Source organism: Mesorhizobium album, assembly GCF_033977205.1.
GTDB lineage: Bacteria > Pseudomonadota > Alphaproteobacteria > Rhizobiales > Rhizobiaceae > Mesorhizobium > Mesorhizobium album.
Map to the genome: position 1 here is coordinate 1 of NZ_JAVIIW010000043.1, position 17,139 is coordinate 17,139.

The 17,139-nt window shown below is 58.8% G+C and carries 13 protein-coding genes and 2 pseudogenes; 10 read left to right on the plus strand and 5 right to left on the minus strand.

Annotated features, from left to right (window positions below; translation table 11 throughout):
- Nucleotides 1-790: 790 nt before the first annotated feature.
- Nucleotides 791-1,327, minus strand: a complete 537-nt coding sequence (locus tag RFN28_RS27145; protein WP_320290253.1) for a helicase-related protein — start codon at nucleotides 1,325-1,327, stop codon at nucleotides 791-793.
- Nucleotides 1,328-1,711: 384 nt separating this feature from the next.
- Here RFN28_RS27145 and RFN28_RS27150 point away from each other — a divergent pair, with 384 nt between their 5' ends.
- Entirely contained in the window at nucleotides 1,712-3,022 is a 1,311-nt protein-coding gene (locus RFN28_RS27150) for a Fic family protein (RefSeq protein WP_320276690.1), read from the plus strand.
- A 369-nt stretch (nucleotides 3,023-3,391) separates the two neighbouring features.
- On the opposite strand, the pseudogene RFN28_RS34940 reads toward RFN28_RS27150, so the two are convergent.
- From RFN28_RS34940 to RFN28_RS27165, 3 genes and pseudogenes are all read right to left on the minus strand, one after another.
- A pseudogene (locus RFN28_RS34940) lies at nucleotides 3,392-3,583 on the minus strand (IS110 family RNA-guided transposase); the annotation flags it as partial.
- Nucleotides 3,584-3,609: 26 nt separating this feature from the next.
- A complete protein-coding gene (locus tag RFN28_RS27160) occupies nucleotides 3,610-5,679 on the minus strand; it encodes a recombinase family protein (RefSeq protein ID WP_320290254.1) in 2,070 nt (689 codons plus the stop codon).
- Complete coding sequence (locus tag RFN28_RS27165; protein WP_320290255.1) at nucleotides 5,676-6,152, minus strand: DUF5372 family protein; 477 nt, start codon at nucleotides 6,150-6,152, stop codon at nucleotides 5,676-5,678. The genes RFN28_RS27160 and RFN28_RS27165 overlap by 4 nt, the downstream gene beginning before the upstream one ends.
- Before the next feature lie 63 nt (nucleotides 6,153-6,215).
- On the opposite strand from RFN28_RS27165, the gene RFN28_RS27170 reads away from it, so the two are divergent.
- The 8 genes and pseudogenes from RFN28_RS27170 (at nucleotide 6,216) to RFN28_RS27205 (ending at nucleotide 13,876) form a co-directional block, all read left to right on the plus strand.
- The gene (locus RFN28_RS27170) at nucleotides 6,216-6,659 is read left to right on the plus strand and encodes a homogentisate 1,2-dioxygenase (protein WP_320276688.1); all 444 of its coding nucleotides are present in this window, start codon (nucleotides 6,216-6,218) and stop codon (nucleotides 6,657-6,659) included.
- 89 nt (nucleotides 6,660-6,748) lie between these two features.
- Entirely contained in the window at nucleotides 6,749-8,230 is a 1,482-nt protein-coding gene (nifB, locus tag RFN28_RS27175; RefSeq protein ID WP_320290259.1) for a nitrogenase cofactor biosynthesis protein NifB, read from the plus strand.
- Between the two features lie 33 nt (nucleotides 8,231-8,263).
- Complete coding sequence (locus tag RFN28_RS27180) at nucleotides 8,264-8,458, plus strand: 4Fe-4S binding protein (RefSeq protein ID WP_320216494.1); 195 nt, start codon at nucleotides 8,264-8,266, stop codon at nucleotides 8,456-8,458.
- Nucleotides 8,459-8,555: 97 nt separating this feature from the next.
- Nucleotides 8,556-8,880: pseudogene (locus RFN28_RS27185) on the plus strand (nitrogen fixation protein NifZ).
- A complete protein-coding gene (gene nifT, locus RFN28_RS27190) occupies nucleotides 8,877-9,089 on the plus strand; it encodes a putative nitrogen fixation protein NifT (protein WP_040971429.1) in 213 nt (70 codons plus the stop codon). The pseudogene RFN28_RS27185 and the gene nifT overlap by 4 nt, the downstream one beginning before the upstream one ends.
- 42 nt (nucleotides 9,090-9,131) lie before the next feature.
- Nucleotides 9,132-10,016: an SIR2 family protein gene (locus RFN28_RS27195; protein WP_320216497.1), complete on the plus strand. Its 885-nt coding sequence runs from the start codon at nucleotides 9,132-9,134 to the stop codon at nucleotides 10,014-10,016.
- A 195-nt stretch (nucleotides 10,017-10,211) separates the two neighbouring features.
- Nucleotides 10,212-11,972, plus strand: coding sequence for an ABC transporter ATP-binding protein (locus RFN28_RS27200; RefSeq protein ID WP_320229401.1), 1,761 nt, complete (start codon nucleotides 10,212-10,214; stop codon nucleotides 11,970-11,972).
- The gene (locus RFN28_RS27205) at nucleotides 11,972-13,876 is read left to right on the plus strand and encodes an ABC transporter ATP-binding protein (protein ID WP_320223247.1); all 1,905 of its coding nucleotides are present in this window, start codon (nucleotides 11,972-11,974) and stop codon (nucleotides 13,874-13,876) included. Before RFN28_RS27200 ends, RFN28_RS27205 begins: the two co-directional genes overlap by 1 nt.
- A 420-nt stretch (nucleotides 13,877-14,296) precedes the next feature.
- Here the strand turns inward: RFN28_RS27205 and RFN28_RS27210 are convergent, their stop codons facing one another.
- Nucleotides 14,297-15,925 (minus strand): MFS transporter, encoded by a 1,629-nt coding sequence (locus tag RFN28_RS27210; RefSeq protein ID WP_320253117.1) that lies wholly within the window; start codon nucleotides 15,923-15,925, stop codon nucleotides 14,297-14,299.
- A 513-nt stretch (nucleotides 15,926-16,438) separates the two neighbouring features.
- On the opposite strand from RFN28_RS27210, the gene RFN28_RS27215 reads away from it, so the two are divergent.
- Nucleotides 16,439-17,125: a transposase gene (locus RFN28_RS27215; RefSeq protein ID WP_320216501.1), complete on the plus strand. Its 687-nt coding sequence runs from the start codon at nucleotides 16,439-16,441 to the stop codon at nucleotides 17,123-17,125.
- Nucleotides 17,126-17,139: the final 14 nt, after the last annotated feature.

The following is a 17,139-nucleotide window of genomic DNA, read 5'->3' on the forward strand; positions in this document are numbered from 1 at the left end:
CGACGCGGCTGGAGGAAGCTTCGCTAGCCTGCGGCTCGCGGTGCGTCCGCTCGACAATCGAGTTGAACGCGTTTCCACCTTCTGCCGCGGCGTGACCTGATGCGGCGCGGGGCCTGCCGTCCGGGGCGCCACCGGCTGGAGTGCCTCCGATGCGCGATCTTCCCGTCCGGCCGATGTTGGTCATGTTTCGTCTCCGATCCAGGCAACAACGCATCGCCTAAAGTGTGTGGAGCAACGACAGGCGAGCCAACATGGTCGTCGCTCAGGAACCCGAAAGCGCGCCTAGGGCACCGAACCCGGGAGCTCTGAAGGAAGCACCTTGTCCGATCGGTAAATCGAGCAGGCCCTTAGCCGGGCCGACGCTCGAATACCTTTCACTCGCAGTCGGGAGGTCGCAATCACCTAACAACCATTGCTTCCTTGAGGCGGAACGTAGCTTGGCTGACCTGACAACAAACTGACGCGCCATGAGAGCTGAGCAGAATCTGAGAGCCGCCGGAGCAAACCGTTGCTTTTGGCCAAGGGACAAAGGCCGGCTGAACTGACATGCGAACGGTATGGCCGACGCGAGTACGTTAGACCGCCGGCGCGTAAGGTACACGGAATCCAGCTGCTTGGAACGCCAGACTCCTATCCTCAGAGGGGACGTGACTTTCTCCGGAGTGAAGGTGCATCTATGACCAAGTGTGCGGCGAGCTCATCATGGCGAATCTCTTTTCCTTTCTGATTTGTTCGGCCGCAGAGCGCCTCACCCCACCAAAATTGCAGATCCCGCATCGGCTCCGTAAACCTAGCCAGCAATGACGCGGGCGACGTACCCCGACATTCCACGGCGTTTGATCTCTGCTTGGTTGCAATGGTCGCAGCAGGCCCGAAAGCGTCGAGCCTTACCCCGGCTGCTGAACGCCCAATCCAGAACCCTGACCGAAAGGCTTGGGCGCCGGGCGATCTTCGGCCCCTGAAAATATTCCGAGATCGCGGTGCGCATGCGGGACCGGGTCCTCATTAGCTCGCTGACCTGATCAATTTGATGATGGCGCTGCTCCAGCATCTGCTCCCGGTCGAGCGCGAATACCTGTGCTGTCTCCACCGTTTTCTCCGCCATGAAACGCAGCCTTGAGATATCGCGGCCCACGCTCGAACCGTTGTGGAACATGACCGCCACGGGAGGCTTCCCATCCCGTCCGGCGCGGCCGAATTCACGTAGCTGGTGCTCAACCGACGCCGCCTGCTGCCAACGGATCACGAGGCGGACGTTCGGCACGTCGAGCCCCATACCAAAGGCATTGGTGCAGATGATGGTCGACGGTCGGTCTGCTTTGCCCAAGGAACCGCTTGACGAGCTCCTGCCGCTCCCATGCGTCCCCAAGTTTGGAATGATAGAGCGGCACTTCAAGCCCGAGACCGCGCAGGGCCGCTTGCAGCCTCGCCGACGTTCGTTGACGGTACTAAGACCATCGCCTTCTGTCCCTGGAGCTGAGGTGTCCGCACGAGAGATGCGATTTCCCGTGCTCGCATGCAGCTTTTATGCTGGCAATCCAATACTCGAAAGTCTTTTATTATCAGTTGCTTGCGGTAACAATTTATGCATTCCGCGCCCTTTCTAGGACACGGTTCTTGAAATTATGCAGCTTTTATGCATATATTGGATGAAATGATGAGAGGCAGTGCTATTATGCATCCCGTACTTCGCGTCCCGGAACTCCAGGGCTTGGAAAAGAAAATCTATGAGACCCTCGTTCGGCGTGGCGGCAATGGGCTTTCGCAGGCGAAGATAATCCAGTTGTTAGAGCTTGCCCCGTCCAGTCAGTCTTCGGTTTCAAGAGCTCTTGCCAAACTCGGCGCAGCCGGGCTCGTCGAGAAGTCTGGAACCACGAGAGATGCGTCGTTCAGCCTAACGGCGGAAGCGAAGTGGTTTGCGATTCCAGGCCACATTCGACCCCAGGTGAAATACGATCCAGACCGCTTTGGATCCTACGACCCTAACGTTGCACCCTGGCTTGATCCTGCTTCGCATGCGCTCATGTCCGAGTCCGTCGGAAAGGGTAGCCTAGAGCTCGACCCTTCCACCTACACGCGTGAAATTGCCGAAAGATTCTTGATCGAGATGTCCTGGGCTTCTTCGGCGCTTGAAGGAAATACTTATTCCCTGCCTGAGACTGAGGCGCTCATCAAATACGCGGAGGTCGCGGGCGGAAAGTCTGAAATCGAAGTCCAAATGATCTTGAACCACAAGCAGGCGATTGGCTGGGTTATCGACAACATTGCGACAGTGGAGATCGCTCCGGAGACGGTGATGAGACTGCACGCGATGCTCATGCGCACTCTGGTCAGGCAGAACAATCTCGGCGCGGTTCGATGCGACCCGGTTAGCATCACGACCAGTTCATATGTTCCGTCGTCCGACCACACCGAGTTATCAATGGGACTTTCGGAGCTCTGCTGGAAGGCGTCCACAGCGAAAGACCCGTTCGAGGCCTCCTTCGCTTTGCTTGCAGGCATCGCTTACCTGCAGCCCTTCATCGACGGCAACAAGAGGACCGGGCGACTGCTCAGCAACATCCCGCTACTGAAAGCAGGACTGCCTCCCATCTCCTTCATCGGAGTGGGTAGAGCCGCTTACGGGATCGGCATGACGACATGGTACGAACTGGCTGATACAAGCCACCTCGGTAAAGCGATCGCCGAAGGCTATGCAATCACAGCGCCGTCCTATCTTGTGGCAACCACCACCAAGAGAGTGCCCCGCTCAGTGGAGATCAGAATGCGACGGCGCCTTGACGACGCCGTCGCGGAGTATCTCAGCCAGGCAGTCGCCAGTCCCGATTTGATGCCAAGCGATTTCGCGAGAGACGCATTCAGGGAGCTCGAGGGAGAAGACCTGGATGTCATAGTTCAGTCCTTCGCGGACATCATCGCGGCTATCAATGAGTTGAACTGCGTCGCATACGGTGTTGCGCCTGACCTTGTCGAAAAATATCACAGGGTGAAACCCGGCGGAGGCGCACACGTTGGACCGTAGGCCTCCTGCATAAATCGCAACGGCAAACACTTGATATAACGATATATTTTTCGGCCAAAGAAATTTTGCATGAAAGATGCATAAATTGACGCCTTCCAATGAGTCCGCCGTCTCCGTCATCAATCCGAATGAGCAGACCGCTTTCGAGTTAGTAAAGCGATATTGGAAGCTGTCCTCGGCGAGATAGGCAGGGCGTTCTACTACCGCTGCGACGGAGAACTGGGCTTCAGATTACCCTATCGGCGGGACACCATGCGCATCATCGTGGCACTGCCGGACGCTGACGAAATGCCTGGGACCGCGCCCTCCCTTTGTGGCATATTCGGGTGCGCCTTTCTCCATTTCGGCAGAAAGCGTGTGCTTGTATCACGACCATTTCGTTACGCGAGTCATCAGCGTTTGCAGGCTCATAGATGAAGGTCCGCATCATGCCTTTCCCGCACCGGACTCGTCGAGCTTCGGCATCAGTCCCAGGATAGGCCCCACCGTCTTGGAGCTTCTGAATCGCTGCAGAATGTCGATCGTCGCGGCATAGGCGAGCGCCACCACGTCGCCTGGTCCCACGTCATAATGCCCATCTCGCTACGCTATTGAAAGACAAGGGTCTTCTGATCCGAATCTGATGACGGCGGCCCCTTGGAGCACGACTTGATCCGCTCGATCACATGCGAATCTTCTATATCTCCTCGTTTGATAGCCCAGGGTGCGCCCATGCAATATTGCTGGGCAGGGATGATGCCGGCGCGAATCTGGCGAAGGACCGTCGCAGGGCTCAGATTGAGTATGCTGCCGGCTTCAGTCAACGTGACCTCGCCACGCTCGGCCCATTCGCCATCCCTGTAGACCGCGATGTCGTGTGTATTGCGGAAGCCCCGCACACGCGACTGTGTCCATCCATTCGATCGACCTGTCCGCTTTCCCATCCGGTTGAGCATGCCGGCAATGGCCTTGTCCGGCATCAGCCGCGCGCAGGCGCGGATCAACTCCACCGTCTCAGGCTCGACGGACCACCGCGTCTGACCCCGCCGGTTCTTTCTCACCGTCAGGCTGGTGTGATCGCCACCCTGCCAATGCAACAACAAATGAATCTGATCACCCTCGACCTGTGCCACGATCTCGCGCAACACGACCCGGACGATACGTTTGCGCGTGACGGCAGTGGCCGCCGGATGATGCCAGGCGGCCTCCAGATCGGCCCCCATTTGCAATAGACGCTGGCGCTCCTCGACGCCCAAATCCGCCGGTCGCTGTCGGAGCAGAGCCTCCAATTCTTCCTCGAGAGCGCGTACGCTCGCGAGGGCGCCATTCCACCGCCGCTCAAGTTCGCCAGCTACCAGACGATTGTCGGGGTCGACCGTGTCATACTGTCGGTGCGCCCTGGTTGCCTCATATCGCGCCTGTTCGAGCGCCAACTCGATCTGGCGCTGTTTTTCGCCTGACTGGTGCTCGCACTGCGTGATCGCCTGGATGGCCGCTTCAACGCCGAGCGGCTGCAGCAACCGCACGATCTCGACACCCACCGCTTCGTCGACGCGCAGTGCGCCGAACGAGATACAGGGATCACCGCCAGGGTTGCTTCGGGTGGCATCACACTTATAGCGGCCGACATCGCCCTTGGTGCCGTTGTAGCTGACGAGCAGGCGGCGGCCGCAATGGCCGCAACGCAGCAGGCCCGCGAGCAAAGCCTCCCCCTTGCGCACCGGCCCGCGCACCATCATGCCCTTGCCGTTGGCATTGTCTGCGATCAGCCGTTGGTTCCTTTCAAACTCTGCCCAGGACAAATAGCCTTCGTGATGGTCGACGAGCAAGACAGCCCAATCCGAGCGATCTTTGCGACGGCCGCGCATGATTCGCTTGCGGCCGTTTTCGATTATCGTTCGACTTCCGGTTCGGCCAAAGGCGTAAGCGCCGGCATAAACAGGATTGGTGAGAAGATTGCTCACCGTCGCATAGACCGGAAGCTTCCACAGCACCTGCGGTTGTCCGGAGTTCTTGGAGTTGAGGTACGGAAGCACGATCTGGTCGCTTCGAAGCGACAAGAACACCTGGCGGATGCTTTGCATTTCGGCAAAGCGGGTGAAGACCAACCCGATCGCCTCTCGCACACGCAGGTCTGGATCCATTTCGATCTTGTCGCGGCCCACTTTCATATAGCCGACAGCTACCGTGAAGAAGAGCTCGCCCCGTCGTGCCTTCTGCTTCAAGGCTTCCATCGAACGGGCCCGCAGGAGCGACAGTTCGAGTTCGCTCATCGTCCCTTTCATGCCCAGCAATAACCGATCGTTTGGATGGCGTGGTTCATAGATTCCATCCTCATCGACAATCACCGTGCCAACCAGTCCGCAAAATTCGATCAGCGTATGCCAGTCGCGTCCATTGCGCGCCAGACGCGACACTTCGATCGCAAAAACGGCACCGACGCGGCCTTCACAGATCGCTGCCAACAGCTTCTCGAAGCCCGGACGACTGACGCCCGACCCCGAGCGGCCAAGGTCGTCGTCGATGACTGTCACATCCGCCCAGCCAAGAGCATGGGCACGGTCGGCAAGTCCATATTGACGCCGCCGGCTCTCATGATTGTTGGCAAGCTGATCGACGGTGGATTGCCGAATGTAGATGAAGGCGCCGCGCGCCAGGTGGTCAGACGTGATCTTCATCGCCGGCCTCCGTCACTGCGGGGACGCTGAGTGTTTCCGAAAGCAGCGCGCTCACCAGTGGCAATAGCTTCGTCCGCTCGGACGCTGCTACCAGTACCGGTGGGGTCTTGGGCACGAAGAGATCGAATTGGCGATGACAGGGTTGCCGTTGCTTCATGCTTGTCTCCTCCTTCGTGACGGGAATCGTCACGCAGCAAGGTTAGACAAGCATCGAGCTCAAGACGAAGTTCGTGCAGATACGCCAGCGGCAGACGGGGACGCTCCGTCATCATCATCGCCTCCGCTTGATCTTCCGTCATCCAGATCGGCAGATGCGCCAGGGTGCCGTCAGGCTGGCGGATGGTCAGACTGATCTCGTCACCACGACGATTGCGCCCGGCAACAGTAACAGTTTCCCCGTAACGGGGATGGAATCGGTAACGGATAATCGTCTCGCCCGACTGATAGCGGGTATTATGAAGCTGTTGCCCCAACACCGAGAATCGTCATCAAGCACCGGCAGGTCGCGTTATTCCTGGTTATCGTGAGCACTTTTTGTGCAGGCGAGCAAATTCGGCGCGCACTACCGCCGGGCGGCCAGCAGCCTCCATGATCTCTTCGAGATCGGGCATGCCTTCGACGAGCTCGCAAATCCGCTCTTGCGCAAGCCGAATACCCATCTGCCCGGCTCGCTGCCCCAGGGGCGCAACTCGCCGCAGCGGCCGGCCTACGGCCTCTATGCCGAGCAGCTTTCGGGCTCGCCCTTCACCGCGGCGCGTGGCACCAAAAGCGTTCCTGGCTCTACCGCATCCGGCCGAGCTTCCGGCACACCGGCCGCTTCAAGGCACTATCTGCTTGGGAAGACCGCGCCCAATCTCGGCGACCATGAGGTGGCGCTCGACGAGCATCGCTGGAACCCGGCCGATGCCGAGCGAGCCGACCTGTTCAAGTCGCAAGTCCGACAAAAATGTGACGTAACGAACAGGTGGAATCGCGCATGAAAGCCAACATATTGAACTAAAACCCCTTTTTGAGCTGGCACAACTTTTGCGCTTTGAACTGCAACGTCCACCCAGGAACGGAGCCGTTCATGTCTTTACCGACGATTTCGCTTGAGAGTTTGGTCAGCACCAAATCCTTCGACCAGTTGCTGACGATCGCGAAATCCGCCGGCTGCGCATCTTCATCCTGCGGCTCGTCCGCAAAGCCGGACGAGGTGGACTCCGCGGTCTGGGAGAAGATCAAGGACCATCCATGCTATTCCGAAGAGGCGCACCATTATTTCGCGCGCCTGCATGTGGCGGTCGCGCCAGCCTGCAACATCCAGTGCAACTACTGCAATCGCAAATATGACTGTGCCAATGAAAGCCGGCCCGGGGTCGTCTCGGAAAAGCTGACCCCAGAGCAGGCGCGACGCAAGGTAATCGCGGTCGCCAACGAAGTGCCCCAGCTTTCCGTGCTCGGGATCGCCGGACCGGGCGACGCCTGTTACGACTGGAAGAAGACAAAGGCAACTTTCGAACGCGTCGCCAGTGAAATCCGCGACATCAAGCTGTGCATCTCCACCAACGGGCTCGCGCTGGCGGATCATGTTGCCGAGCTTGCCGACATGAATGTCGATCACGTGACAATCACCATCAACATGGTCGACCCCGAAATCGGCGCAAAGATCTATCCTTGGATCTTTTACAACCATCGCCGCCACACCGGCATCGACGCTGCCAGGATCCTGCACAAGCGGCAGATGTTGGGCCTGGAGATGCTGACCGCGCGCGGCATCCTCACCAAGATCAATTCGGTGATGATCCCCAGCGTCAACGACGAACACCTGACCGAGGTCAATAAATGGGTAAAGGAGCGCGGCGCGTTCCTGCACAATGTCATGCCACTGATTTCCGACCCGGCGCACGGTACGCATTTCGGCCTGACCGGGCAGCGCGGCCCAACGGCGTTGGAACTGAAGACGCTTCAGGATCGCCTCGAAGGTGGCGCCAAGCTGATGCGCCATTGCCGGCAGTGCCGGGCCGATGCTGTCGGCCTGCTTGGCGAGGATCGTGGCAAGGAGTTCACGATCGACCAGATTTCGGACGAAATCACCTACGACGCCAGCAAGCGCGAGGCCTATCGGGAGGTGGTCGCGCGCGAGCGCGGCGATCACGTGGTAGCCAAGAGCGAAGCGGTCGCGACGGTCAAGGCAGCGGGTTCCAGCAAATCGCTCCTCATCGCTGTGGCGACAAAGGGCGGCGGCCGGATCAACGAACATTTCGGCCATACAACGGAATTCCAGGTTTATGAGGCCTCTCAGAGGGGGATCAGCTTTATCGGGCATCGCAAGGTCGAGCAGTATTGCCTCGGCGGTCGAGGCGCGGACGCCACCCTCGACAGCATCATAGCTGCGCTCAAAGGCATCGATATCGTGCTGTGCGCCAAAATCGGAGATTGCCCCAAGGATCAGCTCGCAGAAGCTGGAATCCGGGCAATGGATGTTTATGGCTACGGCTACATCGAGACCGCTATCAGCGCGCTTTACGCCGCCGAGTTTGGGAGCGAACCACTGGCGGCGACGGCTTGAGTGTCTCGTCCCAACCGAATCAGGAGTTGAGAAATGGCCTTCAAGATCATCGCCTCGCAATGCACGCAATGCGGTGCCTGCGAGTTCGAATGTCCATCGAGTGCGATCAAATTCAAGGGCGAGACCTACGTGATCGATCCCGAGCAGTGCACCGAATGCAAGGAGGCCTTCGATACCCAGCAATGCGCCTCGGTATGCCCGGTGCCGGGGACCTGCATTCCCGCCTAACATCCAATCGGGTCAGCGGCACGGTCGGGGTCGCTTCCGGGGCACGCCATGACCTCCTTTGTTAACGAACTGCAGCCGCGAGAAAGGAAGGAAGGGGATGGGCCTCGGACGCGAACAGGAGGTCGAGATCCGCAAGCCTCCACGATTTATGCCGGGCGAGCGGGTCCGTGCCACACGCCACATAAAGAATGACGGCACTTATCCCGGTAGCGAGATAGGCGCAAACCTCGTGCGGAAGGGCGATGAAGGCTATGTGCGCGACATCGGCACCTTTCTCCAGCAGTTCTACATCTATGCGGTCGAATGGTTCGATCGCGGCACCGTCGTTGGCATGCGCGCCCACGAACTCATCAGCCTCGACAAATCCGGGGATCCTTGTGCCGAAATCACTTGTGGTCACTAACAAGGGAACAGCCCGATGAAGGTTATGATCCGCAAGACCGACGCCGGCCTATCGGCGTATGTGCCCAAGAAGGATCTCGAAGAGCCGATCATCGGCGTCGAGAATGAAGAGCTATGGGGAGGGTCTATAACGCTCAGGAACGGCTGGCGGCTCGTTCTGCCCGACCTTCCGCGAGATACACCTTTGCCAATCACCGTCGAGGCAAGAAAGATTTCCGACGAGGATTGATGCCGCAGGTCGGCAACCTGAGAGCGTCAACGGGAAACGAGCATGAATAAGATTCTGGCCTTGGGCCATCTTGTGATCAATCGGGACAGTCATGCCGCAAAGCAGCTTAACCTGCTGAAGAAGGCTCTCTGCGCCGATGAGATCATCCCGTATCTGGGTCCCGACCTGCTTCGGCTTAGGTACGGGGAACCACCGGTACCGCACACGCCGCAAGCCGTTGCCGCCGCATTCAACGCGCGGGCGCCCGCTCCTTCCAAGATTCGCACCAATATGTGGTCGGTCGCTCAATTCATCGAGCAGCGCCGGCATCGGCGGACGCTCCAAGCCTGGATGGCTGAGATATTCGCAGGGCCGGTGGCGCCGACCGTTTTCCATGCCTGGCTCGCGACACTTCCCCTCTCGCTGATCGTCGATACCTGGTACGACGGCGCCATGCGCGCGGCCCTCATAGACACCGGCCGCACTGATGTCGTCGAAATTCAAGGCGTCACGCGGGCGCACGCAATTGGCGACGTTTGGACGAAAACGTACGATTTGTCTGGAACGGAACTCCAACCAGACTCGGCGGCAACGACGGTCCTCTATACGCCGCACGGCAGCGTCAAGCCGGCGGCAAACTTCCTTATCGCAGATTCGGATTACGTCGAGGCCCTAACCGAAATCGATATCCAGACTCCGATCCCTCGAGCCGTGAAGGAACGGCGCACCAAGCGCGGCTTCTTCTTCTTCGGCTGCCGGTTCGACGACCAGATGCTGCGCACCTACGCCAGACAGGTCATCAAGCGCTCAAGCGGCCCGCACTTCGCGGCTATTGATTCGGCAACGCTGACCAAAAACGAACGCCGCTTCCTTGCAGCAAACGCAATCACGGTCATAGACATGCCGGCAGGCGAAGCCGCGGCTCAACTGGTTGGGACAGGCGTCTAGCAGGGTGGCCAGCTTTGCATATCAGGGTTCATTTGACGGGAGAGTCATCCGGCTCAAGGCCCCCCAAGATCAATCTGGAATGCACCCTCGAACGGTAAGGATATTCGGGGCGTGACGAAGCCCAGGAATTCGCTCGCGCACGGAAAGGCGGCCGCTTCGGACCGGGGCTTGAGCACGATAGCGCGCCTTACCCGGATGAATTTGCGGCATTCTTGGCAGGTCGCCGTCGCTATCGGCTCGACACTCGTCGCGGCATCGCTCCAATTGCTAATCCCCGAGCTCCTCGGCCAGGCCATCGACCAGACCCAGACCGCCGTCAGCGGGGGTGCCAGCGGGGCGGCAGCGCAAGAGGCGCTGCGGACCTCGGCTTTCGTGCTGCTTGCCGTCAGCGTGCTGCGCGGCCTTTTCACGCTGGCTCAGAACTATTTTGCCGAAGCGGTCGGACATCACGTCGCGTATGAACTGCGGGTAGCTTGTTATGAGAAGATCCAGCGGCTCAGCTTTTCTTTTCATGACCAGGCGCACTCGGGCGATCTGATTACGATCGGCATGCTCGATGTGGACGGCGTGCGTACGTATCTTTCTACCGCTCTGGTTCGAGCCGTCCTGCTCGTCATGTTGATCGGGATCGGCGCCTATATGTTGATTTCCACCAACGTGGTTCTTGGCCTCCTCGCGCTGAGCTTCGTGCCCTTCGTCGGGTGGCTCTCATCAATCACCCAGCTCAAGCTGCGCGCCACCTGGCTTGACCTGCAGGAGCGGCTTTCGGTCCTCAGCCGCGTCATGGAAGAGAATTTCGGCGGCATCCGGGTTGTTCGCGCCTTTGCGGCGCAGGCCTACGAGATGCTGAAGTTCGACCGCGCATCAAAGAGTGCGCTTGGCCTCATGCACGAACGTGTTGAGATTTACGTGCGCAACATTTCCGCGATGAATTTCTCCTTCTTTTTAGCGATGGGACTGGTCCTGTGGATCGGCGGGAACAAAGTCATTGCGGGCGAAATCAGCGTGGGCAAACTTGCGACGTTCCTGACCTTTATGACCATCTTACAGATGCCGGTTCGCCAGATAGGCTTGATGGTCGACGGCTTCGCCCGCGCCTCGACGTGCGGTTCGCGCCTGTTCGGGTTGCTCGATCTGGATATCGCGATCAAGGACACAGCAGACGCTAAACCGCTCGAAATTAGAGAAGGCACCCTGCGCTTCGACAATGTTTCATTCGCCTATCCCGACGCCGAGAACCGCCCATTTCTGAAGAATATTAGTTTCGAGGCCCGCAAGAGCGAAACGATCGCTATTGTCGGCCCGCCCGGCTCCGGCAAGTCGACGATGGCTCATCTGGTCCCTCGTTTTTACGACGTTACCGGCGGCGTCATCACGCTTGACGGCCAGGATATCCGCGAGGTCACCCTCGCCACGCTTCGCAGGGCGGTCGCGGTCGTGCAGCAGGATGCATTCCTTTTCACTACGACGATCGAAAACAATATCGCCTATGGCGATCCCTGGGCCAAGGAACAGTGGATCGAGCGAGCGAGCGAGTCAGCTCAGCTTCACGACTATATTCTCGACCTGCCGGCCGGCTACAAAACGGTGGTGCGCGAGCGCGGCGTTTCCCTTTCGGGCGGCCAGCGTCAGCGCCTGGCGATCGCTCGCACGATGATGCTGCGCCCGTCGGTCATCATCTTCGACGACTCGACTGCCGCGATCGATGCAGCCACAGAGCAGCGCATTCGGCGCGCCGTGCGACTCTTTGCCAAGGATCGCGTGACGATCATCATCGGCCACCGGCTGAGTTCGCTCATGCATGCCGACCACATCCTGTTTATCGAGAACGGCGAGATTGTCGAGCGTGGCACTCATGAAGACCTTCTGGCGAAGGGTGGACGCTATAAGGCCCTTTACGATCTCCAGGTGCGCCCACTTGATGACATGCTGCCCGAACAAGAGGGGGCGAGCTGATGCTCCAAACCGGACAAGTCGAGACGGAACGCAACGACGCCCGCGACCACGACCGGCGTCCGCCGCATGCGGTCGTCGGCTCGCACCACATCGAAGAGGAGATATTCGGGCGGGCGTTTGATAAGAATATCGTACGACGCATTTGGGTGTTCGTCCGGCCCTACCGCACAAAACTGATCATCTCGGTTGCTGCGATGTTGATCCTGACCGGCACGCAGCTTCTCGTCCCGCTGACCATCCGCTTTGCGATCGACCACGGCCTGCACCCGGAAAGTGGCGATCGGTCGGCCCTGCTTGCAGCCGCCTTCGCCTTCCTTCTCACCATTTCGGTCAATTTTGCCGTCAGCTATACGCAAGAGATCGTGGTCTACAAAATGGCGCAGAATGTTCTGTTCGATATGCGCCGCGCCACGTTCGGCCATCTGCAGGACGTGGCGCTTTCTTTCATGGACAAGACAGAGGTGGGACGGCTGATGTCGCGTCTGCAGGGCGACGTTAATTCTATGCAGGAATTCCTTGAGACGTCAGTCTTTTCGCTGGGCGACATCACTCTTCTCTTTGGCATCATCTTCGTCATGCTGTGGCTCGACGTTCGCTTGGGGCTCCTTACGCTCTCAGTGCTGCCGGTTCTCCTCATCGTGCGCATCTTCTGGCTGCCGCGCGCCCGGGACGCCTTCATGGCCGCCAATGAGGCCAATTCGGTTTCCAATGGCGCGCTGGCTGAAGCCATTCACGGCGTACGGGCAGTGCAGTCGATGGACCGCCAGCAGGTCAACTTAATTCTTTACGATGACAAGGCTCACGCCAGTCTCATGACACATCTGACCGCCGCCAAATACGCTCAGATCATGGTGCCGATCGTCGATAGCCTTATGGGCGTTGCCATGACTGTCGTCATCGTCATCGGCGGCTCGATGGTCATGAACGACCGCATTGACGTGGGTGCGATGGTCGCTTTCCTCTTCTACATCCAACGCTTCTTCGATCCGATCCGCTCGCTCACCTTGCAATATTCGATTATGCAACGCGCGATGGCGTCGGGAAAGCGCCTGACCGACGTGCTTGACGTCAAGATTGAGGTCCAGGACAAACCGAACGCCAGGGTGCTTTCGCCCGAGATGGACGGCTCGATCGAGTTCAGGAACGTTACTTTCGGCTATGATGCCAAGCATCCGGTATTGAAGGACGTGTCGTTTCGGGTCAATCCCGGCGAAACCGTCGCCCTGGTCGGCCCGACCGGTTCAGGTAAATCGAGCGCAGTGGCCCTCGTCCGCCGCTTCTATGATGTCCAGGAGGGCCAAGTGCTGGTCGGCGGATATGATGTGCGCGATCTCACCCAGGAATCGCTTGGCCGTCAGGTCGCCATGGTGCTGCAGGAGCCGTTCCTTTTTACCGGCACGGTTTTCGAAAACATCCGCTACCACAAGGCTGAAGCCACGCGCGAAGAGGTAATCGAGGCCGCCATGGCGGTCGGCGCGCATGGCTTCATCGTGCGCCTTCCTGGTGCATACGATGCCGCTCTAGGTGAACGCGGTGGCAATCTCTCGCTGGGCCAACGCCAGCTTATCAGCTTCGCGCGCGCTCTCGTGGCAAATGCCAAGATCCTCGTCCTCGACGAGGCAACGGCCAATGTCGACAGCTACACGGAAATGCTAATCCAAAAGGCACTGGTAAGGCTCCTCGAAGGCCGCACGGGCCTCGTCATCGCCCATCGCCTTGTCACGGTCCGAGGCGCCGACCGTCTCATCGTTCTCCAGAATGGCAAAGTCGCCGAAACCGGCAAGCACGACCAGTTGATCGCCAGAGGCGGTCTCTATTCCAAACTCTACAGGCTCAACCACGCCTCGTTCGACGACACGCCCGATGAGCAACTCGACCTCCGAAGCAGCGGACTACAGATCTGAGGCGCGAAGCTCCGAGGAGCCAGCGCATTCGTGCAAGCGCTTTGCCGAGCGGTGATAGCCGACGCGTCGCCGGCTTTACACAAGCAGATCAAGCGCCTGTGCGATGCCGAGATCGCCACCACCCATGACGAGCATTTGATTTCACGAAAAGCTCGCGATAGGTCCCGTGACTTTTTGTCCAAGCCTCGCAGCGTCTCCCAAACCACGCGTCATGGACTGGCTGAAGCCCGACGAGGATCGGTTATTCATTGTCGTAGCATAGATCGCCGAAATCTGACGTGGCGTTAGCCTCATGGGCGAAGATGCAAACGCTACGCGCTTGGCGCACAGCTGGCCCAAGATCTGCCCCAAGTTTTGAGTAAACGGGCTTCCGGACGACGCCGCCTTCTCTTGAGCCAAGTTATTGGTTTGCGGTTTCGTTCAAGTCCTGTCCAAATGAGGCCGGAGCGGCATATCGTCATGTACGCTCACGGTTTGCCGTTCGATCTTGTGGTGAATTTTGGGCGGGCAGTCGCCACAGTGCAGGGCTTCAAGGCGCGCAACGATTTCGGCGTCATCTTGGGTCTGCCTCTTGTTGTGGCGAACATACTCGACCCAAGTTGGCACATGATAACACTCGGTCCACAGTTCGGGCTTTTCGAGGTCACGCAGCAGCGCCCATTGCCTGGCTCCATCTCGCAGTCGGGCTTTTCGCCATGATGCCATCACATTGAGAAATTCTGGAACGTCTTTCTGGTGAATACGATAATCGACCATTATCATGATCGGACCGCTTCGTGGCCGCAGGTCAAGCTGCAGGGTTGGCTCGCAGAACGTGTTGGTCGGATCGAGTTTGAGCGTTTCAAGATCCGGAAGACGCAAAATAACGCCGAGCAGTCCGCCAAATACAAGAACCAAGCTTGCGACGAGCAAGGCTCCCGAAACGCCTTGCAGATCCGCTAACTGGCCCCAGAGCCAGCTTCCCGCTGCCATGCCGCCATATGCGGCCGTCTGATAGAGAGAGAGGGCTCGTCCCACCACCCACCGAGGCGCCGAAAGCTGAACTGTGACGTTAAACAGCGAGAATGACTGGATCCATGCCGCACCGGCTGGCATGACGAGGAGGCAGCTAAGCCAAACGTGCTCGCTCCACGACAGAAGCAAGCAGCTGATCGCCAGTGTAAAAAACGCGCCGCGAACGACCCATTCGTTGGAGAGAATCTCGCGGGCGCGTCCGATGAGGAGCGCGCCACAGATCGCTCCCAAACCGAAAAAGCCAAGCATGACCCCGTAGGTGACCGCAGTGCCCTTAACCTGTTCGCGAACAACCAACGGCAGCAGAGCCAAAATGACGACTGCCGTGAGGCCGAAAATGAAACTCCGGCACATCAGTTTGAGAAGGTTTGGCGACAAAAGCACATAGCGGAATCCTGCCGCTATCGCGCTTCCGAAAGCCTCCCGCGGCAGCGCTCGTCGCGCCGGTACAGTTTTCCAGCGTAACAGCGCGGCGATCAGGGCGACGTAGCAAAATACATTGAAGAGAAACGCGAAGGCCGCCCCGGCGGTCGCCACGATTATGCCGCCAATCGCCGGTCCGATGCTGCGCATGAGGTTGTAGCTCATGCCGTTGAGCGCAACTGCGCTTGGGAGGTCTTCGCGAGGCAGGATATCTCCCATCGAGGCTTGCCACGACGGATCGTGCAATGCCCAACCACAGCCGATCAGGAACGTGAGACCCAAAAGGGTCCAGGGTGTGATTTCCCCGGCGTAGGTCAAGAGCGCCAGGGACGCTGATACGCAAACCATCAGCAGTTGCGCCATTAGCATGATCCGGCGACGGTCAAAGTTATCCGCAAGCGCTCCGGCTGCGAGCGAGAAGATCATGTAGGGCAAGGTGGTCGATGCCTGTACGAGCGCCACCATTCCATGGGAGCTGGCAATACTCGTCATCAGCCACGCAGCCGCCACACCTTCAACTAGCGTCCCAAGATTCGAAACAAGGGCCGCCGACCACAGAGAACGGAATGTCTTGTGCTGAAAGGGTACGAGTGGAGATGTTCTCTTCGCCATTGTGGGAAGCTTCGGAATCGACCGCGAGGCTGGATCTCTTCAGCTCACTCAACCACGGCCTCGCGGCCCAAGCCAAGCTGCCACAGTGAGCGCGCCTGCTAACCCAGGCAGATAGTTGTGGGCTGACGCTAAACCGCTGGCGAGATCGGCCGTTATCATCTGCTGGCGAGTTCTTCATGCGCACTGAACACAATCGAGATGCAGCAGTTTTTCAATTTCAAGAAGAGTTCCCGAGTTCCCCGACGGCAAGATGCGACATCTGATCCGATACTGCACCGCCCTGCAGCTTCGGACGCTCAAGCGTTTCCGAGCCGAATGCACCCACTCCCGGAGCGTTGCATTCCATTCTCCTCGCGCGGAGGCCTGCGCTCGGCCCGCTTGCGAACACTGGCGCGACCGGTATCACTTGCTCGTCGAGGGACTTTTACGATAAAGCTCCGCGCGAACCAGGAAGCGCCAGGAGTTCCGAGCGGCGACTTCATTCTTCTAATCGTTTCTCATCAGGAAGGAACTATGAGGCGGCAAACGCGACCATTCACCGTGGAAGTCAAACAGAAGCGCCGTTATAAAAAAGCCGCCCGTTCCATCTGGGGCGATTTCGACATCGCTGCGGCGATGGGCGAAACTTCAGAGGAACTCCAGAAGGTTCAACTGTCCAATCGTCAGCTTGTTGACTCTACTGTCGCGGCCCTTGATGCTGAACCTTTGCACAAACCGCAAATGGAGAATTTCATGGCAAATCGCCTGGAAACCGAAACAGCAGTAATTCCTACCGAACCGGCAGCCGAAGCGGAGAAGTCAAAATCGAGGGCGAGAACACCGCGGTCGAGGAAGCCAAAGGCTGAGCCGAGCGCGCCTGGCCGTAAGAACGGCGCCAAGCCGACATCCGCGACCACTGAAGCACCGCCATCGGCACGGACAGGCCGCAAGGTCTACTCCGTAAAGGAGCGCGGCCAGAAGCTCGCTCAGATCGAGACGTTGATCGGCGGCGGCGCCACTCTCAAGAGCGCGGTGAAGCAGGCCGGCATCTCGGAACAGACATATTATCTTTGGAAGAAAGCGGCGACGCCTGCAGCGGACAGCGACGAGCTGAAGGATCTCGTCGCGCTCGAGGAAGAAAACAAGCGGCTGAAGAGCCTGCTTGCGGATCGTCTGCGCAAGGAAAATACGGAACTGAAGAAAAGGCTTGGGCTGGATTAATTCAGCCTGAGCTT